At 38.4% G+C, this 25,453-nt stretch carries 18 protein-coding genes; 1 reads left to right on the forward strand and 17 read right to left on the reverse strand.

Annotation, left to right across the window (positions count from 1 at the left end; translation table 11 throughout):
- Positions 1–170: 170 nt before the first annotated feature.
- From VXM77_RS06525 to VXM77_RS06550, 6 genes are all read right to left on the reverse strand, one after another.
- Positions 171–725 carry a GNAT family N-acetyltransferase gene (locus VXM77_RS06525; protein WP_338505744.1) on the reverse strand — a complete coding sequence of 185 codons (555 nt, stop codon included), beginning with the start codon at positions 723–725 and terminating at the stop codon, positions 171–173.
- 213 nt (positions 726–938) lie between these two features.
- Positions 939–2,225 carry an MFS transporter gene (locus tag VXM77_RS06530; RefSeq protein WP_262950534.1) on the reverse strand — a complete coding sequence of 429 codons (1,287 nt, stop codon included), beginning with the start codon at positions 2,223–2,225 and terminating at the stop codon, positions 939–941.
- Between the two features lie 551 nt (positions 2,226–2,776).
- Positions 2,777–3,301: a GNAT family N-acetyltransferase gene (locus VXM77_RS06535; protein ID WP_338505746.1), complete on the reverse strand. Its 525-nt coding sequence runs from the start codon at positions 3,299–3,301 to the stop codon at positions 2,777–2,779.
- Positions 3,302–3,385: 84 nt separating this feature from the next.
- Entirely contained in the window at positions 3,386–3,691 is a 306-nt protein-coding gene (locus VXM77_RS06540) for a hypothetical protein (RefSeq protein WP_161831332.1), read from the reverse strand.
- 237 nt (positions 3,692–3,928) lie between these two features.
- Positions 3,929–6,067, reverse strand: a complete 2,139-nt coding sequence (locus VXM77_RS06545) for a hypothetical protein (protein WP_338505748.1) — start codon at positions 6,065–6,067, stop codon at positions 3,929–3,931.
- Complete coding sequence (locus tag VXM77_RS06550) at positions 6,064–8,148, reverse strand: MMPL family transporter (RefSeq protein ID WP_161831336.1); 2,085 nt, start codon at positions 8,146–8,148, stop codon at positions 6,064–6,066. The genes VXM77_RS06545 and VXM77_RS06550 overlap by 4 nt, the downstream gene beginning before the upstream one ends.
- A gap of 271 nt (positions 8,149–8,419) precedes the next feature.
- Here VXM77_RS06550 and VXM77_RS06555 point away from each other — a divergent pair, with 271 nt between their 5' ends.
- The gene (locus VXM77_RS06555) at positions 8,420–9,034 is read left to right on the forward strand and encodes a TetR/AcrR family transcriptional regulator C-terminal domain-containing protein (protein ID WP_161831338.1); all 615 of its coding nucleotides are present in this window, start codon (positions 8,420–8,422) and stop codon (positions 9,032–9,034) included.
- A 249-nt stretch (positions 9,035–9,283) separates the two neighbouring features.
- On the opposite strand, the gene VXM77_RS06560 is transcribed toward VXM77_RS06555, so the two are convergent.
- The 11 genes from VXM77_RS06560 to trpS all read right to left on the reverse strand — a co-directional run bounded on the left by VXM77_RS06560 (position 9,284) and on the right by trpS (position 25,418).
- Positions 9,284–11,170, reverse strand: coding sequence for an ABC transporter permease (locus VXM77_RS06560; protein WP_237658884.1), 1,887 nt, complete (start codon positions 11,168–11,170; stop codon positions 9,284–9,286).
- Positions 11,154–11,927, reverse strand: coding sequence for an ABC transporter ATP-binding protein (locus tag VXM77_RS06565; RefSeq protein ID WP_161831342.1), 774 nt, complete (start codon positions 11,925–11,927; stop codon positions 11,154–11,156). The genes VXM77_RS06560 and VXM77_RS06565 overlap by 17 nt, the downstream gene beginning before the upstream one ends.
- Before the next feature lie 281 nt (positions 11,928–12,208).
- The gene (locus VXM77_RS06570) at positions 12,209–16,621 is read right to left on the reverse strand and encodes a hypothetical protein (RefSeq protein ID WP_338505749.1); all 4,413 of its coding nucleotides are present in this window, start codon (positions 16,619–16,621) and stop codon (positions 12,209–12,211) included.
- Positions 16,608–17,330: a DUF6063 family protein gene (locus tag VXM77_RS06575; protein WP_338505750.1), complete on the reverse strand. Its 723-nt coding sequence runs from the start codon at positions 17,328–17,330 to the stop codon at positions 16,608–16,610. Before VXM77_RS06575 ends, VXM77_RS06570 begins: the two co-directional genes overlap by 14 nt.
- A complete protein-coding gene (locus VXM77_RS06580; RefSeq protein WP_338505751.1) occupies positions 17,331–18,932 on the reverse strand; it encodes a hypothetical protein in 1,602 nt (533 codons plus the stop codon). It lies immediately after the preceding gene.
- A 12-nt stretch (positions 18,933–18,944) separates the two neighbouring features.
- The gene (locus VXM77_RS06585; RefSeq protein WP_338505752.1) at positions 18,945–19,925 is read right to left on the reverse strand and encodes a Wadjet anti-phage system protein JetD domain-containing protein; all 981 of its coding nucleotides are present in this window, start codon (positions 19,923–19,925) and stop codon (positions 18,945–18,947) included.
- Positions 19,926–20,481: 556 nt separating this feature from the next.
- On the reverse strand, positions 20,482–21,255 hold the full coding sequence (locus VXM77_RS06590) for an SAM-dependent methyltransferase (RefSeq protein ID WP_161831352.1): 774 nt from the start codon (positions 21,253–21,255) through the stop codon (positions 20,482–20,484).
- A 132-nt stretch (positions 21,256–21,387) separates the two neighbouring features.
- Positions 21,388–22,845: a DUF4352 domain-containing protein gene (locus VXM77_RS06595; protein ID WP_161831354.1), complete on the reverse strand. Its 1,458-nt coding sequence runs from the start codon at positions 22,843–22,845 to the stop codon at positions 21,388–21,390.
- 229 nt (positions 22,846–23,074) lie between these two features.
- Entirely contained in the window at positions 23,075–23,653 is a 579-nt protein-coding gene (locus VXM77_RS06600; protein WP_161831356.1) for a DJ-1/PfpI family protein, read from the reverse strand.
- A gap of 139 nt (positions 23,654–23,792) precedes the next feature.
- Positions 23,793–24,320, reverse strand: coding sequence for an adenylate kinase (locus VXM77_RS06605; RefSeq protein ID WP_338507424.1), 528 nt, complete (start codon positions 24,318–24,320; stop codon positions 23,793–23,795).
- 99 nt (positions 24,321–24,419) lie between these two features.
- Positions 24,420–25,418: a tryptophan--tRNA ligase gene (gene trpS, locus VXM77_RS06610; RefSeq protein ID WP_338505753.1), complete on the reverse strand. Its 999-nt coding sequence runs from the start codon at positions 25,416–25,418 to the stop codon at positions 24,420–24,422.
- Positions 25,419–25,453: the final 35 nt, after the last annotated feature.

The following is a 25,453-nucleotide window of genomic DNA, read 5'->3' on the forward strand; positions in this document are numbered from 1 at the left end:
CTTCCTTTCACCAAATAAAATAGAATGTTAGCGTTCTATTATTAGTCTATGCCATTTTTTAATCATTGATACGTGACGAGTCACACATTCAACGACGTTGCATCATCCAATTCTCAAAATTTTCATACTCTGTTTATGACAACAAAAGCGAGGCGGCATACCTCGCTTTTTTATCTCGGTGATTGGATGATGTATTTTTCACACCATACGACGCCGTTTTCTCCCTTTGGATTAGGACGAAGACATTGACCACACGGTTGAAGTCCGCATTTTTGCATCACACGTCCAGAAGCCGGATTTTTAACATCGTGATAAGCCTCTAGTTGGTCAAGACCTATCCGTTCAAACCCAAAAGAAATCATCGCCTTGAAGGCTTCTGTTACGATTCCCTGATTCCAATACGCACGTCCAATACAGTAGCCCGCTTCAGCGCTTGCCGTCTCGTTGTTAACGTTCATTAAACTCAAGCTTCCAATCACTTGTCCCGTTTTCTTTAATACGATGGCCCATTGATAATAGTCCCGATTAGAATAGGATGACACCCACGATTCAAGCACTTGTTTCGTTACTTGTACCGATTCGTGGGTAGGCCATGTTAAAAAGCGTGTCACTTCCTCATCGCTCGCCCAATTTTCAAACATCTGTTGTGCATCCTGTACCTGAAAGGGGCGTAAGACTAACCGCTCGGTCTCCATCTTTCGTGTTCCGACCTGTTGAAGGGTCATGACGCATTCCTCCCTTGATCTAAATTTTTATTATCGTATCATACTTGATTAGAAGATTCAATCAACAACCTGTTTAAACCTACCATCACCCACCGTTTTAAAAAGCACCTGCTCCCCCATGATGGAGTTGACTACTAAAAATAAAAAAAATAGGATTAAAAAACCGTCCTATTTTTTCCTATCTTCTATTTTAAACCTTTCTGACAGAGCGATTCAAAAATTTTCCCGTTGTTCTCCCTGAATAAAAACCCCAAGGTCTTCTTCAAAACGATGAAATATCGTACAAGTTTTTAAGGCAATCACCAATGAAATGGCTCCAGCCATCAGACAAACGATAAACTCAATGCCCTGGCATGCCTCAAAAAGGATTCCGTATAGGGCCATGCCAAGCGGTTGCGCGCACATTGAAAGGGTCATGATTAGGGCGACCACCTTTCCAACGAGGTGAGAAGGGGTTTCCTTTTGAACGAAACTCATCATTTGTACCGTACAAATCGTTGAAAACATCATGATAAAAAAGCAGCATCCCGTTAAAACGAAGTAGTTTACAAGCCCCGAGGAGCAAACAAGAAGAAACACACTGAGTGGAAACACGCAACAGACGCAACAAACGAGCATCGTTCCCGCCGTTTGAACGGGGAGTTTTTTGGCAAAAATTCCGGCACAAATCCCACCGACAAGTCCCCCAGCAGCTAGGGCCCCTTCAGCAAATCCATAAAGACTATTCACCGGTAAAGTTCCAAGATCCAATACTTCGGTGATTAAGTAAGGCAGGGCGACCATCACCATGGACGCTAAAAACAAATTAATCCCGCATGTCATGACTAGGACTTTCCCAATGATGGGCTTGTCCTTTTTGATAAAGTGAAAGCTTGTTAACAGATCCTCGCGAACCGTCTTCCACAACCCCATTCTAGAGTCCTGTCGTTCAAATGGAATGTTGATAAAAACTTCCATGATAGCGGATATCACAAAACAGGCCATGCACATCCATAAAATAAGTTTTAATCCGTAGACACTGTACAAAATCCCCCCAACGACAGGTCCGACTAACGATGAAAAAAAGCTAATCGTATTGATGATCGCATTGGCAACCATCACCTCATCTTCATGAACAAGCGCGGGGATACTCGCCTGTACGGATGGTTGGTAAGCCCCGGCGATTCCATATAATATCATCAACGTAAGAGCAATCAAAACGACAGGATTCCATACATCGACGATTCCTAAAAAAAGGACGAGAAGGAGCGCCGTCGCAAAATCTAACAAAACCATAATATTGCGCTTATTCACACGGTCCGCCACGATTCCACCAATAGGTGATAATAAAATAGCCGGAATAAACGCACAAGCTGTCACCGTCCCGTAAACTGCCGAAGAGCCCGTTAAGTTTAGTAAATACAATGGCAAAGCAAACCTTAACGCCGCATTCCCAAATAACGAAATGATTTGTCCGATGACCACTAACATAAAATCTTTCGAAACTAACGTTGATTTCATCACCCATTCCCCCCTGATGTACAAGATTAAGCGTCCATCCTTCATCAAAAAATTCGTTCGATAAAAAGTATTCTTAAAAAAAGCCGAATCACGACATTGAACGAACACAAAATCTTCCATAAAATACGCATTCTCTTTATACCTATGTCAGATTTTAGCAACCTATACCCATCTTTTTAAAAAAATGCCGTTTCAAAACAAAAAAAGAACCTTCCCGTAAGAAGGCTCTATCCACTCTATGATTTGTTAGCTAACTTTTTAACATCGTTTATAACTAACCCCGTCATTTCTGAAATAACCTCGATCGCCATTCCCTAGCAGTTGAGGATATGTACGGGCTATGCCTCGTACGCCAGGGGACCCATTCCCTACTAGTGGAGGATAGCTAAGAGTTCGTTTCTCTCACTCATTAGCGCAGGGGACCACTTCCTACCAGTGGGGGATAACTAAGAGTTCGTTTCTCTCACTCATTAGCGCAGGGGACCACTCCCTACTAGTGGAGGATAGCTAGGAGTTCGTTTCTCTCACTCCTTAGCGCAGGGGACCACTCCCTACCAGTGGGGGATAGCCACGATGCCAATCAAAGATTGTCCCACGTGGCGCAGGGGACCCAGGTAGCACATCATGAGGAGGTCTTCTTTTCTTTCTTGGAGGGGGATAAATCCGAGTTTTTGGTAGAGGTGGATGGCGACGGTATTTTCTTTTGAGACGGAAAGGGAGACGCCGGTATATCCCTTTTTCGCCAGTAGATCGAGCATGGCTTGTAGTAGTTGATGACCAATTCCTTGATGGCGATATGGCTTTAAAACGGACATGGCGAGGGAAGGCGTTTGGTTATCAATGTGGCCATAATCCTCCATTATTCGTACCCATATGGCGCCAACTACTTCGCCATTTAAGACATAACAGAGGGCCTCGTCGTCACTAGATTCACCAAATTTATCAACATAAAGTGACAGTTCTGGCTCATAAACAATGGCGCGATCTGGAGGGACATCTCCCTCTTTAATAAAAATGGCCTCATATAAAAAGTCGGTTAATAGCCCGTATTCATCTGTTTGCACTTTTCTTATCATTCACTGAACCTCCCTTATTATTATTTTAAAAATCTCATCCCGTGGACGATAAAAGGACACTCCCCAATAAGTGTCCTTTTTCATTTATGCTTCTTGTGCTTGCATATCTACGAGTTCATCAACAAGATCACGACATAACTTCAAAATATGTGCAAGTTCCTTTTTATTCATTCGAATCCCCTGTTCATTTAAGTTTTCAAAGATATACGATTGAATAAATGCTGACTTTTCTTCCATTGAAAGTCCTTGTGTTAACTGATAAAACTCATCCTCATTAAAGGTAGCCACTAATCGGTCAAGAAGACCATTTAATGATTCATGAATCGAGTCTCCTTCAACTAAAGAAAGTGTCATTGGTGTCTTGGATACTTTAATTTCTGATAATAACAAATGAATCCCCCCTCGTTTCATCCTGATGCAAATCATTGATGTTATTTTTTCATTTGCATCCCTTCTATATATATGTTCTTTTTTACGGTGACATACACATCTCTCATAAAATAACCGAATAAGTCATTCTCCGATGTTGTCAATCCTCTTTCCTCTCACGATATTCATCAAAATTAGTCAACGGGTTAAGAGGACGGTGGGGCTCATCCTTAACGCATCATGAGCCCTACCCCCATTCTAGTGAAATAATTGAATAAGCTTCTCCCAAAATGAAGTCTGTTTCTCTTCTTTCACAACGGCTTGTTCTTGCTTTTCTTTCAATAAGGATTCTCCCTTGATGACAAATTGAACAGATTCAACATGGGTATTTTTATCCGATACGAATGAGGCAATGTCTTCGCTCCCCCCCGTGATTTCTTCAAGCAGCGTATCAATCTGACGAGTGATTTCTTGATCCATTCCCGACGTTTCATTTTTTAAGGTTTCGGTTCCGGCTTTTAACGTGTGCGTTCCATTATTTAATTGACTAATTCCCACTAAAAGCTTGGCGACACCTTCATCTAATTCACCTGCACCATTTCGTAACGATCCAGTCCCTTCATACAGCGAGGTGATGCCATTTAATAATGCTTCAGTTCCCTGATAAAGTGTTTGACCTCCTGTTGCTAGGTCACTACTTCCTTGAACAAGTTGACCCGCTGCCTTCACAAGCTGGTCATAGTTGTCCAATAGTTGAGCAATCCCATCCGTATAAGCTAATATCCCTGAATTTAACGATTCGTAAGAAGAAACGAGTGTATCAATTGCCGTGGATAGTTCTGTCAACTGATAGGCCATGCCACCTAAAAGTTGAACAAGTTCGTTGATTTTTGTATCAAATGTCTGATAGCTTGTCTGTAAGGTTCTTGCCCCTTCAACCCATTGACTCACGGCGCCATTTAGTGTTAAAAAATAAGTTTTCGTTCCCTCAAAGGCCGCAGAATTTGCACGTAATAAACTCGCGACTTGAGTGAGCTGTCCAATTTGAGCTTCGAGAGCACTTGTATCCATTCCGGCTTCTTGTAACGTCCCCAGTTGGGCTGTTAACGCACCCACGAGTCCCTCTACCTGATTGGCAACTTCCATGTTATTTTGCCCAAGTGCTTGAATATCAAGACCATTTTGCCCCATCGCTTGAACGAAACTCTCATAACTAACCGATTGTGCTAACGTATTAGCCCCGGTAACTAGCGTATCAATTCCTGTTTGTATCTCTCCCGATGCGTTGCTTAATGCACTCAAATCATCCGTTGTCACAGAGACTTGGTCAAGTGCCTGTTGAATCTGGGCTAGGGCTGACTTTATTTCAGAAGATCCTTCAGTTAAAGATGATGACTGGTTATTTAATGTAGTTAAAGCTTCCGAAACAGAGAGAATCCCTTGATTTAAAGATTCAAGGCCCTCATTTAACGTTGTCGCTCCATTGCTCATCGTTTGGGCGCCCCCTTTTAATGACGTTCCCCCATCTTTTAGCGTGGCGGCCCCATTTTCTAAGGTATGGGCTCCTTCCTCAAGGGCCGAAACCCCTGATTCTAATCCACCCGTTGCCCCGCTTTTTAAATCACTGGATCCCTCAACTAATTGTGAAGCTCCATCATCAAGTTGCTCAATCGCTTCCGTTAACTGCGTCACCTTATTTAATAACTCCTCATCCTCCACTTCAATATTTAAATTTAAAGGGACACCATTAATTGCCATTGCCTCCATTTCAAAATCCTCGACCGATGCCGTTATCTTAAATTCGGCCCCTTTACCAGGCAGTAGCGTATAAGTTAACTGTTTATTATGACCAACATTCGCTATGGTTGCCCCTTCAGCCACCAGATTTTCACAGCGATTCGTATCTAATAAAAAGGTCGCCTGTAACGCGTATTGATCAAAGAAATTCGACGCCTGTGACTCATTTTCCTTAATAGAAACGTGAATCTCTAACTCCCCACTTTTTCCAATTACCTGATCCGCCTCGTACTCTTTTCCATTTAAAAAATAACGAACTTCAATCTTCCATGGAATTTCCTTTGTCTCAAGTTGCCCCTCATAATATAACCGTTCCTTAGAGGCGTTTATGGTCACCTCATCCGCTTTATAGTGAATCTTTTGAGTCCCTGTCATATTACGAACGGTTTTATACCGTCCATAATCATAAATTTTTCCGGTTTCCGACGGATTAAAAATATTCACCACATAAATATCGTCCACCGATCCATCCCCATTTAAATTCACATAAACAACCTCTTCTTTATTCGTATTTTCCTCGTAGGCTAACACTGGAGACAGCATAGGTACAGACACACAAGCTACCAGTGACATTCCCACTATTTTTTTTCGATGATTCATGCGAGCGCCTCCTCAACTTCTTCCCCTTCTTTTTCTGTTAAAAAGACAGGATTAGATTTAATAATAAAATGATCAAATAGATAAAGAATTCCCGGTAAAACAAAGAGCACAATAATGAGTGAAAAAATAGCCCCTCGTCCGATAAAAAGACCTAATTGGCCAAGGAGTTGATTACTTGAAATATATCCCATCAATAACCCGACCACTGTTAACGTACTACCTGATGTTAAAATCGAGACCGTTACATCCATTATCGTTTGAATGACGGCTTCTTTTTTAGACCCTTGCATCCGATTTTCTCGATACCGATCCGTCATTAAAATTGCATAATCAACGGTTGCGCCTAATTGAATAGAACTAATAATTAAATAAGCGATATAAAAAATCGGTGTGTCTGAAAAATAAGGAATTGCTAAATTCAACCAGATGGCAGTTTCGATACTAAGAACTAAGAAAATAGGAAGTAACACCGATTTTAATGAAAACACTAGAACAATGAACACGGCTAAAATTGCCACTAAATTCACCTTCGTCATATCTGTGCTAATTGTCTTCATTAAATCATAGGTGCTCACCCCTTCCCCGGCTAGATAATAATCATCAGGATAATACTGGTTGGCAATATGGCGAATCGTCTCCACAACCGAAAACGTTTCTTCACCTTCATAGGGCACATTGACAGAAAGTACCATGCGACTATAATGTTCAGACATCAATTTAGCTCGCGTCGTCTCATCTAAATAGCTCAATGGAATTTCTGCTCCCGCTAAATCAACATACGAGATGATACTTTTCACTTGAGGTAATTCATTCAATGCCTGAGACAGCTTTGTTTCAGTTGCTAAATCTCCTTGGGGCAGAAGCAACACGTAGGTATCATTTTGTCCAAACCTTTTTTCAATCGCTAAGGTATCCGCTCCTAACTGTGTCGTTTCATTAAAAATGTGTGACGCCCCGTAATAGTAGTCATTGGCATTTGAGGATAAATAAGAGGGAACGATCACTAAAGCAAAGAGGATAACAAGAGGCATCGATAGCCGACTCACCCATTTTCCAAGCGATTGGAGTTTTGGAACAAATGGACGATGTTTCGTACGATCGATTTGACGGTAAACAAGTAAAATAAGGGCCGGCATAAACGTAAACACGACGATTAAACTAATGGCTACCCCTTTCGCTAAAGCAAGACCAAGGTCCGGCCCCAACCTAAACTGCATGAGAACGAGTGCTAAAAACCCAATCACGGTCGTTAATCCACTCGATAAAATAGACAAGGTTGATTTCCCTAATGCCTCAACCATAGCCGACTTCACATCGCTATTTGTTTGACGACATTCCTCAAATCGGTGCAATAAAAAGACAGAGTAATCCAACGAAACTGCTAACTGCAAAATACTTCCGGCTGCATTGGTCACAAACGAAATTTCACCAAACATCAGATTTGTTCCTTTATTAATAGCAATCGCCACCCCGAGCCCAACTAAGACAATGATAGGCTCTACCCACGAGGTGGTCGTCAAAACAAGGACCACTAAGACAAATAACACGGCAAACACGGAAATTAATTGAACTTCAGACACTGTAGCTGTTGTAGAAATCGCCGTTGAGACAGCACTTCCGCTCATTGCCTGATCCTCTCCAATCAGCTCACGTAAATTTTGAACCGCCTCAATACGCATATCTTCTTTAATCGTTACAGTAAATAAGGCTGTGTTGTCTTGGTAATAAGTTTGAACCTGCTCCTGATCAAGGGTAGCTAACGGCTGTAAAATATTAACGGCGTCATCTAACCAGGTGACCGCTTCCACCCCTTCTACACGAGCTAACTTTTCCTTGTACTCCAACGCCTCAGCAATCGTTACATTTGAAATCATAACGCGCGCATTAGGAATTCCTCCTTCAAACTCTTCCTCCATCACCTCTAAGGCACGACTTGATGGACTATGAGATGGGAGATAATCCGCAATATCATAATTGACTGCCACACGTTGTCCGACCCACAAACAAAGGAGGGCACTGAAAGTAAACAAGACCACTAAACATTTTTTATACTGGACAATTTTTTCATAAAACCTTTTCATCTTCTCCCCTCTCTTTCTAAACTAAGGACGAAATTTCTTTAATCAGTTGCCACCGTCTAATCATAAACAGCGCTTCATGCCTTTATTCACCCTTTTTCAACTTGAAAGACATCTTTCTGTGAAATTCCCGTCATTTAGTCCAATCACGCCTTATGAAAACAAGACATTTTATCTTATTTCAAAGACCCTTCATAAATTCCCCACAAATTCGTTAGATTGACCATTGCCAAATGAAAGGAAGCCTTCTAAAATACCTGTAAGGAGGCCGCCAATGAACCAAGAAAAACATTCATTTATGACGAAAAGGGCGCTCGCAAATGCGCTAAAGGAAACGATGAAAGACAAACCTTTTAATAAAATTACTATCAGTGAACTCATTAAAATTTGTCACGTCAATCGAAAAACTTTTTACTATCATTTCAATGATATTTATCACCTTTTAAAGTGGCTTTTTGAACAAGAAGCCATCGATATCCTTCATCAGTTTGATTTAATTGCCGAATATGAAGAAGCGATCACTTTTATGATTCATTACATCGATGAAAATGAGGCGATGCTCATAGGGGCCTATGACTCTTTAGGTCATACTGCCTTAAAGAAAATCTTTTACGACGATTTTTATGCTGTTGTCACCTCTATTATTGAACATGGAGAAAACGTTACCCATCAGCGTTTAGAATTAGGCTACAAAGATTTTTTAACCCATTTTTATACAGATGCTATCGTTTCCACCTGGGTTGATTTAATCAAAAACAAGGAAAAGCGAAAAGAACATCAATTGACCTCTTATTTGGCAATGACCATCAAATATTCGCTAGTTGGTGTTTTAGCTGCCAGCAGTAACACACCTTTAACCCACCCCAACCTCAAAAAACCTAGTGAATAAATCACTAGGTTTTTCTTTCGTTAAGTTTCCATTTTTTACTTCCTGTACAAGCCACTCCAAAGGCCCATCGTTAAAAAAATCCTTATCCTTTCACCCATCAATTAACCTCATGAACTCCTAAGCCTCTCTCTTTAATCTCCGCATTTCTTCCCCTACTTTTTAATGTGCTTAACTTGTGAGACCTTATGGTTCAACATCTTTATTAACGAACGTTAGGATCCTTCGGCATAACCCACCGTGATGTTACGCCTACTCTTCAATAAATTTATGTCGATAAACCCGAACCACAATTCCGTAAAAGAGGAAATATAAGACGAGAAATAAGGCACTGTATTTCAAGGATAATGTTAAAATACTAATCGCTGTCTGCGACTCAATATAAAACACTCCAAGCCACATCATCGAAAGAGCGATTGAAAAAGGAGCCCACAAGAGCCAACGAACTTTTCGCCCGATTGTTTGGTACATCTCTTGTCTTGAAAACCCTAATTTATATAGGGCGTGATATTTTTGTTGCTCGCGATCTAACGAGGTATAAAGTCTAAAATAAATGAGGCTCACAGAGGCCACTAAAAAGATAATACTGATTGAGACCCCAACGAAAAGGCATAGTTTTTTCGTTAACAATTCTGATTCGTAATAACGCCCTAACGTACTAAAAGAATAGCTATAATCCCAATCTATTTCGTCCTGTGCTAGCTCTTTTTCTAATTCGTCTGCTACCTTTAAATGATTCAGCCACTGTTTGTCCTGGTAGGCTGTATACGATTCAATCGACAGATTGTCTGCCGCTTGATCTTTCAGTTGTTGCCAAAGGGGATCATCAATCACATAAATATAACGATAGGCACCTGTTTGACTCACCATTTGTTCTACTTTTTGAACCTCTAAATCGCCCGTTAAAAATTCGTTCAATTGTTCCTTTGCCTCCGGCAATAATGAAAGATTTTTTAACTTCATATTCTTATCCCCGGGTAATATAAGCACACGTTGCGACGCTAACTCCATTGGAGGGGTTCCTTTTGCGATAAGAATTTGATTAAAATCACTTGCTTTTAAAAATCCATAGCCATATTCCTTTCTTAAGATCTCATACGAAATTTTTTCCACTCCTTCCATTGATAATAATTGATCATCTAAACGTTTGATATCCGTTAAGGCATGTGTATTTTCCGGACGTTCAATATAGATATACGGAAATGGCATAATTGATGTTACCGATTTAAGCACATTACGTTCCATAGAACCGAGCGCGCAAATCGTTAAGAAGGCAACCGTTAATAGTAGCGTATTTAGCGAGAGCATCGTTGTATTTTCCTTCAACGAAGTAGAAACCTCAGATGTGGCGAATAGATTAATTCCCTTTAAATAATCCTTTGAACTTTTCTTTACGTTCACATAAATGGCTCCTAGTTGCGGAGTTAACAGAAAAATAAATCCCACACCACACGCTCCAAGAAGCGGAGTCCACATTTCCCCAAAACGACTTCCAATACTTGGGGTTAATAAACTAATTAAACCACCTAACACCAAACCAGATAAAATTATTTTTAGTAAAGACAACTGGATTCGTTGCGCGTAAGAGCGATCGCTTTTCAAAAAGTAAAGAATCTTTTGATGCGACACAAAGCGAGGCGTTAGCCATCCAATGATTAAAAACAATCCGAAAAATAACACGGTTGTTAAAAGAACTGGAACAATCGGAACGTAAAGTTGGAAATCCCCCATTCCAAATAAATTGCTAACTAGTTTAAAGAATAGACCCGAAAAAAGAATCCCCCCTATTAATCCAAGAGCAATAGCAACAAGTCCAATTAAAACATTTTCCCAAAATAGCATTTTTTTCATTTGTTTTGGGGACATTCCTAAAATGATATATGTCCCGAGTTGTTTTCCACGAGACATTAAAAATGCCCAGGAAGAGTAGCCAATAAATAAGAAGGAAAATCCATAAATAATAAAATTTCCGGCCCCCAATGCAATAGATAATGTTGATCCATTCTCAATAACCGTTAGATTAGGATGCATCGCTGCCGCGCTAAAAAGATAGAACAACAAAATGGTCACCGTACTGCTCAGCAAATAAGCCAAATAAGTCCTTTGACTGCGCTTAATATTTTTATAGGCGATTTGCATTAACGTCACCGTGATCACCTCCTAAAAAGGTTAACATATCAAGAATACGTTGGTAAAACTCAGATTCATGATCCCCTGCTACGATTTCCTGGTAAATCCGACCATCCTTAATAAATAAGACGCGATGACACATACTTGCCACATAGGCATCATGCGTAACCATTAAAATCGTGCTATCCATCTCTTTATTTAAAGTTTTCAACAGGTTCATGACATCCTTTGTCGCCTTAGAATCTAAGTTTCCTGTTGGTTCATCAGCTAAAATTAATGAGGGCTGATGCGCAACAGCACGTGCAATAGCAACACGCTGTGCCTGACCACCTGATATTTCAAAGGTCCGTTTAGGTAAGAGGGCTTCAATCCCTAAATATCTCGCCACCTCGCGTGTCCGTTTAGTTATTTCGTTAGCAGGAACGCCTTCAAGTGATAACGGTAACATGATGTTTTCCTCCACCGTTAACGTATGAATTAAGTTAAAATCCTGAAAAATAAAGCCGAGCTCACGTCTTCGAAATGAAGCTAACTCCTCTTTCACCATCTGATGTGGATTTTTCCCATCTATTAATACGCTTCCCCCTGTAGGCGAATCAATCGTTGAAATAACTTGCAATAATGTCGATTTTCCACTTCCACTCGGTCCCATAATGGCGACAAACTCGCCCTTTTTCAATTTAAAATTTATATCCTTTAACGCTTGATAGGGAACTTTTCCCTCATAAACCTTCTGTAACTGATTAACACTTAAAACGATAGTCATTAGTTATTTCTCCTTACGTCTAGCCCTATTTTACTAGCATTCCACTCCCTTAACCATTTATACACATGAAAAAAAGGTGACAACACTGTCACCTTTTTTATCGTCTCCACATCAATAACTACCCTCTAGATGAATGAGTTTTTCGTAAAATTCCTCTTCTCATTTAAATATTTTTTAAATTAAATAGAAAAGCTCATCTATCAAACCCTACTTCACTAGCTGCCACATATGCCCAAATCATTCAACGTTAAATCTAGACCACAGCATATGCTTTTAAACGCTTAAAATAATAAATCCTCTGTATCCTCAAGATGTTCTTCGATGTAAACCCGCGAAGGAATGAGCAAGTGTTGGCCGATTTCCCCTTTAATATGTTTACTTTTCATGTAGGAACAACCTTTTTTAAAGCTCGATGGAACTAAACTTAATGAATAAATATTTTCAAAACGACTATAAATGGAATCTCCACCAAGTCCGGATAAGCAAATCAATTGGGTATTATTTTTTTTTGCCAATTCGATAAGGGGCTTAAGCAAATGGGCAGCATTCGTTTGCGCAAAAGGATTATCCATTAGTAAGACTTTTCCCTCTTCACAACTTGAAAAAATATCGGTTTCATCCTTTCTCATAAAAGACAGTAAACTTGTTAAAATCACAAACGCGGATAGGAAGCCTTCCCCTCCGGAATTTTTAGCCACTTGTTCCCAAGTAATCGGATATTCCCGCTGCTCTTCAATTTTAAATAAGCGAATTCTAATATTAGCCGTTCCAACGATTGTATCGTATAAGAGGGTCGTTTTCAAATGCGTTCCAATAAACTCCTCAACCGGCGTGTTTTCTTCCATTAATGTTAGACAATGTTCCGTCACCGAATGAACGAACTCGTTCATCCGTCGATAATAAAGACGCTCATTTTCTTCCCATTTTGGAATTTCAATTTCTAACATTTTAACACGCTTACCGCGAATAGGAATACTTGAATTTCGATCGATGAGCTTTAATTGTTGGTTAACTTCTTCGACATAATCAAGTAATAATTGAATGACTGTCTCCTTCTCTTGCTCAATCATCTGAATATTAACCGCTAATTGACCCATTAGATTTTCAAGCACCTCATTTTTCAGTTCATACTGTTCCATAAACACGCGAGGATTATATTTATATTTATCAAAATGCGAAAGAATCTTTAAGAAAAATTCATCTTCAACTAAACTCAGACGATTTAATCGATGAAACTCATCACTAACCTGACGTTCAACCTTTCCACGACTTTCTTTTTCTGTCCGGTAATCACGGATGAGCAATTTTCGCTTTAATTCCCAATCCCTTTCTTCATATAGTCGGTAAGAGGTGTCCATTACTAACGCTTGACTCAACGGTTGCTGATAGTCAGATAAACTAGATTTTTCACGTTCGTAAATTTCCACTTTCTTCTCAAGATCCTTGACCTTTTGTTCCATCGACGCTACTTGTTTGTTATTGACAACTAATAACCGCTCAAAATCACGCACGATGACTTGTGATTTATCCAAAATCTCTGTCTCACCTAATTCACGTTTTAATCGACTGTACTCTCCCTCTTTTTTTGTTTCAATTTTTCCTTTAAGGATATCCAACGCATGAATAACTTGCTTTTGCTCTTCATACTGTTGCTTTAATCGGCTTAATTCATGTAAATTTTCTTCTTCTAACAAACAATCATAGGTTACAAAACGATAGTCTGCATCTAATAACTCATAGCGTTTAGTTAATGTATCTAACTCACTTTCAGCAGCTTTAAAGCGCGCATTCGCCCGAGATAACTCATCCTGAGTTTGCTTAAATGCGCCCTCCATTTGTTTTTCAATCGCATCGTATTCGGATAATAAATCTTCTACATCCTTTTGAATGAGGGTTCCTTCTTCATAGATAACAAATCGTGTAAAAGACTCGTTTGTTTTCTCTAAATCATAATGTGATTTTTGCTCGCTCGATTTTAACCGGTCAATCGATTGATGAAGATCTTGTTGAAGGTCCGCCAAAGCTTCTAATTCTTCAACTAATCGTTCTTGATTCTCCTTCGCCTCTAAATACAATCGATGATTTTTTAAATAGTCCGCATAGCTTTTTAAAAACAAACTAAAGTCTTTCTCTTTCATCTCTAACTTAGAAACTTTATCCTTTAGCCTCCTTAGATTTTTTTGAAGCGATTCAGATATTGCATTTAGTCGCTCTTTTTCCTGTTGTAACTCAATAATTTGTTGATGTAATCTTTCTTGAGACTCCACGGCCTCTTTCACTTGCCGTTTCGCCTTTTGATAACTGTCTTTCGATAACTGTTGGTAACTTAAAGTTGCTAATTGGTTGTCATAATGATTCAGGGTCTCGCGACTTCTGTCACACTTTTGCATGAGTTCTTCAATGGAATGATCTTTTACAAGCAGTAATTGTGCTAGGCGTTGCTCGTCTAATAATTCTTCATTAAACCAGACATAAAATGGAAAAGTATCTAACTGACAGTAACCTGATGCGTGAACAAAGACCGGTGTTGATTCTAATGATTCACGTAATAAAAGCGGAATAGGAAATGAAGTGCTCACTTCAAGGGATAATTCCTTTAATTGTTTCATCTGTGATTCATTTAAAATGAGACTATACGGTAAAAAAGGGTTTTTTCTAATCAACGCTTGATTGACTTCCATCGTATTTCCGTTTCGTTTTAACCACTCGATTCCTCGAATCGGTTGAATCCCAACGTCTTTTAATCGCTGTGATAATTCTTCTGGTAATTCTTCCACATCCCCTGCTTGTAATTGTCGTTTTTCTTGCTTTAAACGATCTATTTCACGTTCATAAGAACGTAATCCTTCTTCAATCACTTGACGCTTTTGGCGGAAGGCCTCAATCATTCCATCTTTATCAAATACGTTATCTTCAGGCCATTCAATATAGCGTCCTATGTTATGGCGAATTCTAAGTTCTTCCTCTAACCTCTGCATTTTTTCGTGGCTCGTTTGGACACTAGCTTTCACCAATCCTAACGATTCTTTTAAATCCTCTAAATCTCGACTAACCTGATGGTGTTGTTCCTTAAGTTTAAGCTCTTCCTCTAACAGTTTTTTGTTTTGCTTTTTCGCCTCGTCTAATTCCTTTGTAATCTGTTCAACCTTTGTCTCGAGCCAGCCGTTTAAATAAAATCCCTCTAGATTTCTTTCAAACGGTTCTAAGTAGCGAGTCGATAATCGCTTTTCTTCTTGTTCAAATTGAGAAAGCATCGCCTCTAATCGGCCGATTGTTTGCGAAAGGGTTTGCCGCTCCTCTTGTTTTAATTGGATCTCTCGCTGCGCACGTAATCGCTCCTGTTCTTTATCTTTTAAATCCCAGCCAATTTTTTCAACTTCTTTAGTTTTTCTCTCCAGTTCCTCCTCATACACGACACTTAAACTATAACCCAAATCCTGTAGGCGTGGAAGCAACTCTTGTTCACTTTTTTTCGCCACCTCTAACGCCGACTCTGCGCGCTGAACGTCCTCTGAAGCTCGAACATACGTCTGATAGCTTCGAGCAGCCTCATAAATATACGCCTGCTTTTGTATTTTTCCTTCTTGCGCTTTTAACTGCTCTAATTGTTGAATTTGTCGCTTTTGTTCCTTTCCTAATTCCACTAACTCATCCATCAACCCATGAATGGTTAATGACCTTTGTTCATATAGCAGTTGATGTGTTTGTAATTTAAACTCGGTTAACTGACTTTCTGCCTCCTCTTTGAATTGAAGCGCTTCTTTCCTTAATAGTTCTAAAATCGCATATAGCTTTGCTAACTCCTCCTGATACTTAAGCATCGTCGATTCATGACTTAACAGTTGCTCCTCAAGTGTCAGTACCGTCTCCATCTCTTGACGAAACAGTAAAATTCCTTCTTGGCGTTTAAAATTCTCTTCATTCTTTTTATACTGATTCACATACTTTGTCATTAACTCTTCAAAAGCCTTCACCCGATTTTGATGCTGATTCAATTTATTTTCAACTGCTTTTAAAAACCACGTTTCAATAAGCCCTTTCTCATCCTTCGCATCTTTAAATAACTCTGAAAGCCCAGACTCCTTTAAGTTAACCTTCTTAATAATGGTCTCCCATTCCTTCGAATAAATTTGATACTCTCGTAGCTTAGTAAAATACTCCCGGCTTCTCGCCGGTTGGTACATGTCATAGTAATAAAAGTTTAATTGTTTATTTTGTTTACACGACTCGAATAATTGGCGGCACACATAAAACCCTTTTAAAGACTTTTTATTTCCTTCTTGAATAAGAATGGGAATGTGTTTAATATCGTATTCATTTTCACTCTCATACTCGTAAATAAAGTTAATCATTTCAAGTTCAGGACTATTCTCCTCATCTTTTATCTCTTGATTTTTCCGTACCATCATTCCAGTCAAAACATAACCTGCCCCCTGATCAAGGCACCACTCGACCATAATAAACGTCGGTTGATTCGTCGTAAAATAACTTTCAAACTTCCGATCTCCCGCATGACGATATCCTTTACGAACAAAAAGGGCAGTTATCATTTGAATAAAAACGGACTTTCCTCCCCCATTTCGTAAAGAAAATAACGTATTTTCAGTCGCCAAATCAAAGCACTCATCATCAATCCGAAAGGCCTGATGATTATAATTTAAATTAACAATCCGAATTCGATTAATGCGACTCATCTGAAACCTCCTTTAAAATCTGTTGAAACCGCTTAAAATTATTTTGACTTAAAAGATAATAATCCATTAATTGATCTAATTTTTTAGTTGTCCAAATCATTTCATCTTCTTCAATATAATCAATGAGTTGCTGATCTTGTAAAAACTTTAAAATTCCAGACAAAAACCCCTCCTTTGTTGTTTTCTGTCGATTCGTTCGATCACTACTTCGAAGTGACTCAAAAGCTTCTAGCATATTTTGATAAGCAATTCCTAATTGTTGTTGCGCCTGTTCATCATAATAACTAGCCCCTTCTTTCAAACGTTCAGAAATAATATTTTGCAACTCACCGGCACGAATGAAATCGCGGCTTTTCGCACTTTGTCCTTGTCCGTCATAAAATTCAACGAGTAACGTTAAAATAACAAATTGTGATAAATAATAATCTTTATCCGTCGCCTGAGATTTACATAACAGCTTTTTCAATTCTACCTTAGAAAAACCTAAAAATTCATTTTCTTCCTCGGGAATTAAATAAATACTACTCCCATAACGTTGGATGAGACAACTGGCAATTTCACCTTGACCTTTAACCAGTTCAATGACCGCCTCATTTGCCGTATAAGCATAATAAAGTTCCTTCTCCTTCTGTTCATTTAACTCTCGATGTTTTAGTAAATAATAAAAAATCTGTTGGCTTAGCCGTATCTCTTCACGCGTATAATCCATCTAGCTCACCTCGAATCGAATATTAGAACATTGAATGCTCTTTTTCCGCCCGTTTTCGTCTACGACCTCTTCAAATCTAACGACTTCATTCTCTTTTGTTCGCATCACTTCTATTTTTTGAATCTGCTGATTAATAAAAGATTCTTCTAACACATCAAGTAAACACCGATTGAGTTGAAATTCCAACGTTTGTTCAAATGTCCGCTCAAGTTGTTCTCTTTTTAATTGTTCGATATCGATTTCTTTTGCTTGCAATAATTCAATCACAATTTCTTTAAAGATTTCAACCGTCGGAATTAACACCTGAATATCTTGTGGTGTTAACTGTTCTTTTAACTCATTCAACTCAAGGCTTCCTGATTTAATGACAAAACTTAAAATTAGACATAGACTCTTCTTATAACGAATCAATCGTTGTCTTTTTTGCTCATCCATAAATTCCTCGAACGACTCCTCTTCAAATGTTTCAAAGAACTCTTCTTCCTTTTTCCTTTTATAAAGGGGGCGCTGAGGGGCAAAACTTTTCGTTAAATCGTATGTTTTATGAAGGGGGCGCATCCAGAGTGGTCTTAAAAAATCGTCCATCGATTCTAAAACATCGGGATTTTTTAATAAAACGTCATAAACCTCTGTCCGCAAATTAAAGCGCCGAATCCCGCTCATTTGAATCAGCCCTTCTAATTCCTTTTCATACAGAATCTTTAAATCAAAATGAGAATTTAAAATTCGTTGATGTTCATCAAGCGATCGGTTTAAATACTGTTCAATTGTTTTTAAGTGTTGTAAGTTTTCACGCTCGTCATCCATCAATTTTTGAATGGCAATATCTTTTTCTTCAAGTTCTTCCACTCGGTGTTTAATATTTTCCCGGTAACCTAAAAATTTCGTTTTTGTTTCTTGAATCATCGTTAAATCTTGTTCAATCCGTTCTCGGTAATCTTTGGCAGAGTAAAGTAAGACATTTTGTCTAATTTTTCGCATATCCCCTTCAATTCTTTGACACTGCATGCGTAACAAATCAAAAATCCTTTTCACATCATCGACGGCTTTATCATACGTCGCTTTTTCTAAATGTAATTTGAAAACCATCTCCTGAATCGTTAACTGTAAATGACGATCCACCTCAAGCGTTGATAACATTAACTCATAGCCTGCATCCGTTAAAGAATATGATGTTCGCCGAACACCTTCCTCAAGGTAAACGACTTCATTTGCAATAAAACTAATATGGATCGGTTCATACCCCTTTTTCTCATAATTATAACTTTCAAAATACATCGGGCGTCCCTCGTTACAAAATACGACATCCACAATAAAAGTAGCCAATTCTTTAGCTTCTTCATACGATAACGCCTTTTGATAAACAGAGAGGTTTAACTGATCAATAAAATTAGCAATATCATCCATTGTGCAAGGCTCTTCTTTTAAAGAACTCTCCATAATGTAGAGCAACACGGAAAATAGTAAATTAACTTGTTCAAACGACTCCTCAAATCCGTACGTTTTCCATGTTGTTTTTGCTAAACTATTCTTAAAAAGGACAGCATAGGCTCCAACTTTTTTCATCCGTGTTTGAAACTGTCGTAAAAAATCATATTGCATTTGCTAGACCTCCTAAAAGTCACTCATTGTTACGATCTCTTGTGGAATATACAAACCAGCCTCTAAAATGGCCCGCATCTGCGACGTCTCCTCAAAATAACTAAAAAACACACCTTTCTCATTCCGATTTTGCCCCTCCTTGGTTTGGGGTAAAGAAAGATGGGTCGCTTTTTTGACCATCGCCTCATAAGCTGACACCAAGGGTTCACAATAAAACTCGGCACATAACTGTTCAAAAATTAAAATTCCCTCATAATCTAAATCTCCAAAATAATAAAATCGATTTAATTCATGAAGCAAAAATGGCTCAACACTTTCCTCAAAATGACAAAAGCCTTTCCAAACTTTTTTTCCACCCCCATAAATGAGCGTCTGAACCTCCTGACCAAAGATGGTTGTCTTTCCAGACATCAAATGCTTCCGTAAACTATAAAAGGTATCTTTATTTTCAATAATTAAAATGGTTTGTGGTGTCTTCTTAGATAGGCTAAAATAAGCTAACGGTTCCGCCGTTTCATATAAATTTAAATCTTCTAGCGAAAGACCTAAATTTTTTAATAGGCGCTTTCCTTCAGTTGCTAAAAACTTCTCTTGGGTAAAAATTTGAAAACTGCGTTCGTTTATCGACGTGGATTTTTGTAACAACTCTCGCTTATTTTTAAAAAAATTATTTATTTTTAAGATGGATTCTCGATCTAATTGATATTGCTTAAGATGAGTTAAATAATACTCCTGATTTAATAGGGGGTGAAACACATACGTCACCTCGTCCTGTAAAGATTTTTCGTTTTCAAGGGAAATCTTAAGGCGATAACTTTTATACAATGATGGTTTTTTCCCATTCCTCCCACTACTTTTAATTGGGGAAATAAGCTCTTGCTCAATGAGACTTAAAATAAAATCATATAACTCTCGATAATCCTTTAATAGATAATGCTGTTCAATTTCCTGTAACGTAATTTTTTTACGGGGATAGTCTTTTAAAAATTGCATGGTTAGTCCTCCTAGCACTGGCTACTTTTAATAAAAATTATACCTTAAAAATTAAGTAAAAAAATCCGTTTCTCTAAAAATTTATTCATTCCCCTCAATCGATTAATCAAACATTTCATTTCTAAATGCGTTTTCCCGTGCTATTAAATTAACTTTTCCTTACCTTATCCTCTTAAAATTGATAAACCTAAATCTATTATAGATTATTGCTCTTCTTTTAAACACCGCCATGATTGTTTACACCAAATTCCCCTTCACTTCTTTTAATTTATTTTATCAAAATTACACACAGATTAAGAAGTTAGACAATTAATTTAAGAACTAGTCAAAGAGAAACAAGTAGAGTCTCAGCTTCACTCTTCCAGTAATCAACAGAGTCAATTGCTTACCTACTATCAAAAATACAAACTCCGATTGATATGCATGCTTCTAACAAAATGAGAAGAATATTTTCAGTCAATAGTTTTCACCTTTATAAACGAGCACAAAAAAAGAGCCTCTCGCTCTATGACTTTTGAAGATAAGTCATTTTACGACAGCTCCTTCCTATGATCTCCTATTCCATATTTTCGTTCGTTTCTTTCTTTGCAACAATTAAGAATCGATGCCTTGTAACATCTAAATGTCCCTCTTCGTCCATCACCTTTTTCATTGTGACTAAACGATCAAAGTATTTTTCAACGGAAAAATCAGGAATTTGCTCGGTCATCGTCTTCAGGTAATAAACAATTGCCCCTATATCATAAAAACGAGTTTTAGAGATATCCTCTTTCACCTCAATAATCGTGAATCCAGACTCTTTCAATTGTTCTACTGCGACTTGAAGGCGCCAATTGGAATAACTCGTCGGTTCCACGTTTAACCAAACATTTAATTCACCATTACTTAATCCACCAATTTGCTGGGTAATAAAGTACCCATTTTCGCGCAAGACCCGAGAGACCTCATCCACCTGAAACCTTTGATTGCGATTAATCATCACATCAAAGGTTTCGTTCTCAAAAGGTAACAATGCTCCTTCATCACCAAAGACTACCTTAATCCCTAAATTATTTAAAGGTTGTCTCGTCTTTAATAAATGGTCTTCCTTCGTTTCTAGAGCAACTGTCCTCTTTGACAAAGAAGTGAAACTAGCCCAATCAGTTTCATCTAATCTATTCATCTGTACGAGGCATTCTCCATCCCGTAAATAAGGCTTAATCACCTGGGGGAATTTCCATATTAAAGGAAACTGAACCATCCGCTGCGTCTCTTTTAAATAACTATAATCCCACTTTGAGAAGGGGCGTTGTTCTTCCAATACTAATTCATTAAATAACTGCTGTTTCATCTCTTATCCCCAATCCCTTTCTATTTCATCTACAAATGCCATCCCGTTTAACGATAAGGTGTGTCCAAAAATAATGAATGAGGTCACCATTTTCCCTCATAAAATTTTATTTGCTTCTCCCCCATTGAGGCATTACTCCCCAGATGGATGAAGTTCCTTTATTAGACCTTCACCTGATTTCCAATGTGACGGTGAATATAAGAGGTGATAAGTTGTATAAAGATCTGTATCTTCAAATAATAGGTAGCCTTGAACACTTTCTGAAGGTTCGAGCGAACCACTTGTTAACTCTGACTGATTATCAATTAACAATAAGTTAGGTAAAATAAGGCGTCCTTGCTCATTTATTAATTTAAAATCAAAGGCAGTATAGTCCTGCTTTTCAGTCGATTGATTACTCAACTCAACCCCGACAATAACAAATTGCTGATGATCTTTAGCTTTTGTATATTTTGTCTCCTTAACGAATTCCACCTTTGTAACCTCTAAGTGATGGTCATTAAGAGCGTCGCTCGCTTGCCACTGCTCATTTAATTTAACTTCTGGCTGTAGCGGTGTTGCCTCCTCATTCGTTGAGGTTAAATCAATTTCAATGGATTGTGTTGAAAACAAAGAAGGTTCATCATAATGAAGACGTAATTGTTGAATCCCCTGTGGAATTTCAAAAATTAATGTCCCACTAACCATTCCTCCACCCACGAGCTCACTTATTCCAAGTGTTTTTACCTCACTCATATCAATGGTTGGTTTCACCCGCTGGGTTAACCCGTCGGCAGCAAGTGAAAAGTGAAAAGGATAATAATTAACCGTCATATCCGTTGAATTCTTAAGACTTAAGGAAATTAAAAGTGTCTCATATCCCTCTTTTTTTGAGGCCTCTCGTTTAACCTCGTGCACTTGAATCATCGCCTGCTTTGCTTTCACTATATCGCCAATTTGACTCACACTGACTTCCTCTTCTTCAGATGTCTCCTCCTCAGATGACGTTGGCAAATAAGAGAACATTAATTGCTCCTGTTTGGTCGGTTGCAAATAGACGAGTGAAACAGTCTTACTTTCCTGCGGTAATAACTCCAGTTTTTGTGTAGGTAAATGATCTTTCATCGGTAGAAGAAACTCTAATGTTTCAGTCTGTAATTGAAGATCTGCAAGATTTATCGTAGACGGTTCATCCATTTTATTTGTAATGTTTACGTCTAATTGAACGAACTCATAGCCCTCAGGAGCCTTCTCTACCGCACGATCCGATGCCATCTGCTGATTCACAATTTTAATCTCTAACTGATTATTTTGAACCGATGACGTTAATTTATAAATTTTTTGCTGCTCCTCCTCCGGACTAGAAAAAACAAAGGTCTCTACATTGACCCCTTGCCCTTGATGATTCGTCGCGCTATCCTCAACAGATGCAAACTCCGTAAGCTGTCTAATCCCAACAAGCAGTAATGTCATCATCCCAAACGTCCATAACACGCGTTTTCGAGTTTTAACCGAAGGAATCCCCCATCTAATAATCACTTCTGGACTAAAAATCCCCGTAATAAAGCATAAAAAGGAACACAGCAATAAGATCGATTTTATGTCTGGCATATAAACTCCCCATTTCATCTTATTCTTACCATTCATTATATCCTATCTTGAGCCTAACTAGTTTATATCCCTCTTTTTTCGCTAAAAAAAGTAATGGATTGTTTTATTTGTGCTGTATAACTTTGTTCATCTTTGTCATATTTTTAAAAAAATACTCAAAAAAAGAAAATTGAAGAGTCGAATCTTTCCCTATAAAAAAAGATTAACTCTTTGATAAAGAGTTAATCTTTTAAGCCCCCTTAACTAAGCGAGCAAACGCGTGCTTTTCCTGATGATTTTGAAATAACTTAAACCATGCACAAATTTCTAAGGTGAAATCTAAAAAAGCGATACTTTGTGCGGTAATGATATGACGGTCACGGACCAATCGTTTATCAATATAATTATCTCGAGGAAATGGATCCTGAATCCCATAGACATACTGATATTTTGTCGTCCATGCCGTTAATGGCGTCGTATACGTTGCTTCATCTAAAACCCCTGATTTTGCTAGCATAATGGTTCCCGCTGTACCAATAGCAGCTAATAATTTTCTTTCCTTATCACAACGTTTAATCAGCCTCATTAATGAAGGTTTAATATCTACCTCGCGCCCCCCGCATAAAATTAATCCTTCAACATCTAAATCAACGACTTCTGACAAGGTACAGTCAGGGTCTAAATTAAATCCTGCCTGTGATTTAATCACACGATCTTCGTAGGCAACCGTGATAATATCTTTCCCCGCGTCTGTGCGCAAAACATGACAAATAAATGAAATTTCATAATCCGTCATCCCATCAAATAAAAAAACCAAAATCTTCCCCATATTATGCCCCCATCTAACTTCGTAACTATTATCCTCATTGTAATTTAGGCCAGCTACTATTGTCAATACCTTCCACAGTAACCCTAAATAATAGCAATATTACGTCGTTTAATCAGTTGTTTCGACAACAAAAAGAATCCTATTCCCCCCTTTTATCTCCCACGCATCGCCCCTTATTCGCTAACCTTTTCAAATAAAGTTGTGCCTCGTCCCGCGATTTAAAGACGATAATTGTCTTTTCTAATTTGACAGCTGCTAATTGCTCATACAGATAAGGTAATCTTTTTTGAGGAAAGTCTAAAATGTGTTGTTTAAAATCGGCATCAAACTCCCGTTCAATCCAGGGTAAATCCTCCCGTTGATGGCCAATTCTTGAAGCTGCCCCCAGTAGACAAACCTCTACTGGGTAATCAAGTAAAAACACCGTATCACAAGCTGCTAAGCGCCGTTCGAGGGTCCGACTATAATTTCCATCAATAATCCATTGATCCTTTTGTAATAAGCGTTCTAATTGTTGATCAAATGCCTGTTCCAAAATGTGTGTCCCATCTGAACAATGCCAGATTTGATCTAAATAATAAAGCGGTAAGTCCGTGATTGTACGTAATCGTCTGGCAAATGTACTTTTTCCAGCACCAGGACTTCCAATAATTAATACCTTTTTCATCACCCACATGCACATCCTCTCTTATTTCTCGTTAAACAGTGCCGAGTTAAGTCAAATAATAAAAAAAGAGCACTTTAGTTCAAGTGCTGCTTTCCCTTCTTATTTTTTACGTCCTAATCCCATTTTATGTTCTACTTTTTTAACTTTTTTAAAAGCTAATTGATTAGCTCTTTTTGCCCCCGCATCAAGCACCTCATCAATCACATTCGATTTTAGCAACTCTTTCATGCGTTGTTGGATCGGTTCAAGCTCTGCAACAACAATCTCAGCTAAATCTGACTTAAATTGACCATATCCGCATCCTTCATAACGTACGACGAGTGATTCAATCGATTCAGAAGTGAAGGCTGAATAGATATCTAATAAATTTGAAATTCCCGGTTTATTTTGACGGTCATAAGCAATAACGCCATCTGAATCAGTCACGGCCGACTTTATTTTTTTACGAATCACATTTGGTTCATCCGTCATTAAAACAAAGTTACGTGGGTTATCATCTGACTTACTCATTTTTTTCGTTGGCTCTTGTAAAGACATGACGCGTGCCCCTCTTTTAGGGATCCACACCTCAGGGACTTTAAACGTTTCACCGAAACGGTTATTAAAGCGTTCTGCTAAATCACGCGTTAATTCCACGTGTTGTTTTTGGTCATCCCCAACAGGGACAAAGTCAACATCATATAATAAAATATCAGCTGCCATTAAAACAGGATACATAAATAATCCAGCACTAATTCCTTGTCCTTTAGCCGTTTGCTTTTGAACCTTATCTTTATATTGCGTCATGCGTTCAAGTTCACCCATTGAGGTATTACATGTTAACATCCAAGCCAATTGTGTGTGTCCTGGGACTTCTGATTGAATAAAGATGGTTGCTTTATTTGGGTCAAGTCCACACGCTAAATAAAGGGCTGTTAACTCTTTAATTCGTTTGCGTAGCTCTAGGCGATCTTGTGGGACTGTAATCGCATGTTGATCAACGATGAAAAATAAACAATCATGCTCATCCTGTAACTCAACGAAATTTTTTAACGCCCCTAAGTAATTTCCAATTGTCAATGTTCCTGACGGTTGAATAGCTGATAAAATTCTTGACATGCTATCGACTCCTTTTCAATATAACTTTCATGTTT

The sequence above is a fragment of the Turicibacter sp. KK003 genome, from assembly GCF_037014675.1.
Lineage (GTDB): Bacteria > Bacillota_I > Bacilli_A > MOL361 > Turicibacteraceae > Turicibacter > Turicibacter faecis.

Bases quoted from the DNA above. Each gene is read 5' to 3' on its own strand.
- VXM77_RS06525 (WP_338505744.1), bottom strand. From the start codon at position 725: ATGACCCTTCAACAGGTCGGAACACGAAAGATGGAGACCGAGCGGTTA.
- VXM77_RS06530 (WP_262950534.1), bottom strand. From the start codon at position 2,225: ATGAAATCAACGTTAGTTTCGAAAGATTTTATGTTAGTGGTCATCGGA.
- VXM77_RS06535 (WP_338505746.1), bottom strand. From the start codon at position 3,301: ATGATAAGAAAAGTGCAAACAGATGAATACGGGCTATTAACCGACTTT.
- VXM77_RS06545 (WP_338505748.1), bottom strand. From the start codon at position 6,067: ATGAATCATCGAAAAAAAATAGTGGGAATGTCACTGGTAGCTTGTGTG.
- VXM77_RS06550 (WP_161831336.1), bottom strand. From the start codon at position 8,148: ATGAAAAGGTTTTATGAAAAAATTGTCCAGTATAAAAAATGTTTAGTG.
- VXM77_RS06555 (WP_161831338.1), top strand. From the start codon at position 8,420: ATGAACCAAGAAAAACATTCATTTATGACGAAAAGGGCGCTCGCAAAT.
- VXM77_RS06560 (WP_237658884.1), bottom strand. From the start codon at position 11,170: ATGCAAATCGCCTATAAAAATATTAAGCGCAGTCAAAGGACTTATTTG.
- VXM77_RS06565 (WP_161831342.1), bottom strand. From the start codon at position 11,927: ATGACTATCGTTTTAAGTGTTAATCAGTTACAGAAGGTTTATGAGGGA.
- VXM77_RS06570 (WP_338505749.1), bottom strand. From the start codon at position 16,621: ATGAGTCGCATTAATCGAATTCGGATTGTTAATTTAAATTATAATCAT.
- VXM77_RS06575 (WP_338505750.1), bottom strand. From the start codon at position 17,330: ATGGATTATACGCGTGAAGAGATACGGCTAAGCCAACAGATTTTTTAT.
- VXM77_RS06580 (WP_338505751.1), bottom strand. From the start codon at position 18,932: ATGCAATATGATTTTTTACGACAGTTTCAAACACGGATGAAAAAAGTT.
- VXM77_RS06585 (WP_338505752.1), bottom strand. From the start codon at position 19,925: ATGCAATTTTTAAAAGACTATCCCCGTAAAAAAATTACGTTACAGGAA.
- VXM77_RS06590 (WP_161831352.1), bottom strand. From the start codon at position 21,255: ATGAAACAGCAGTTATTTAATGAATTAGTATTGGAAGAACAACGCCCC.
- VXM77_RS06595 (WP_161831354.1), bottom strand. From the start codon at position 22,845: ATGCCAGACATAAAATCGATCTTATTGCTGTGTTCCTTTTTATGCTTT.
- VXM77_RS06600 (WP_161831356.1), bottom strand. From the start codon at position 23,653: ATGGGGAAGATTTTGGTTTTTTTATTTGATGGGATGACGGATTATGAA.
- VXM77_RS06605 (WP_338507424.1), bottom strand. From the start codon at position 24,320: ATGAAAAAGGTATTAATTATTGGAAGTCCTGGTGCTGGAAAAAGTACA.
- trpS (WP_338505753.1), bottom strand. From the start codon at position 25,418: ATGTCAAGAATTTTATCAGCTATTCAACCGTCAGGAACATTGACAATT.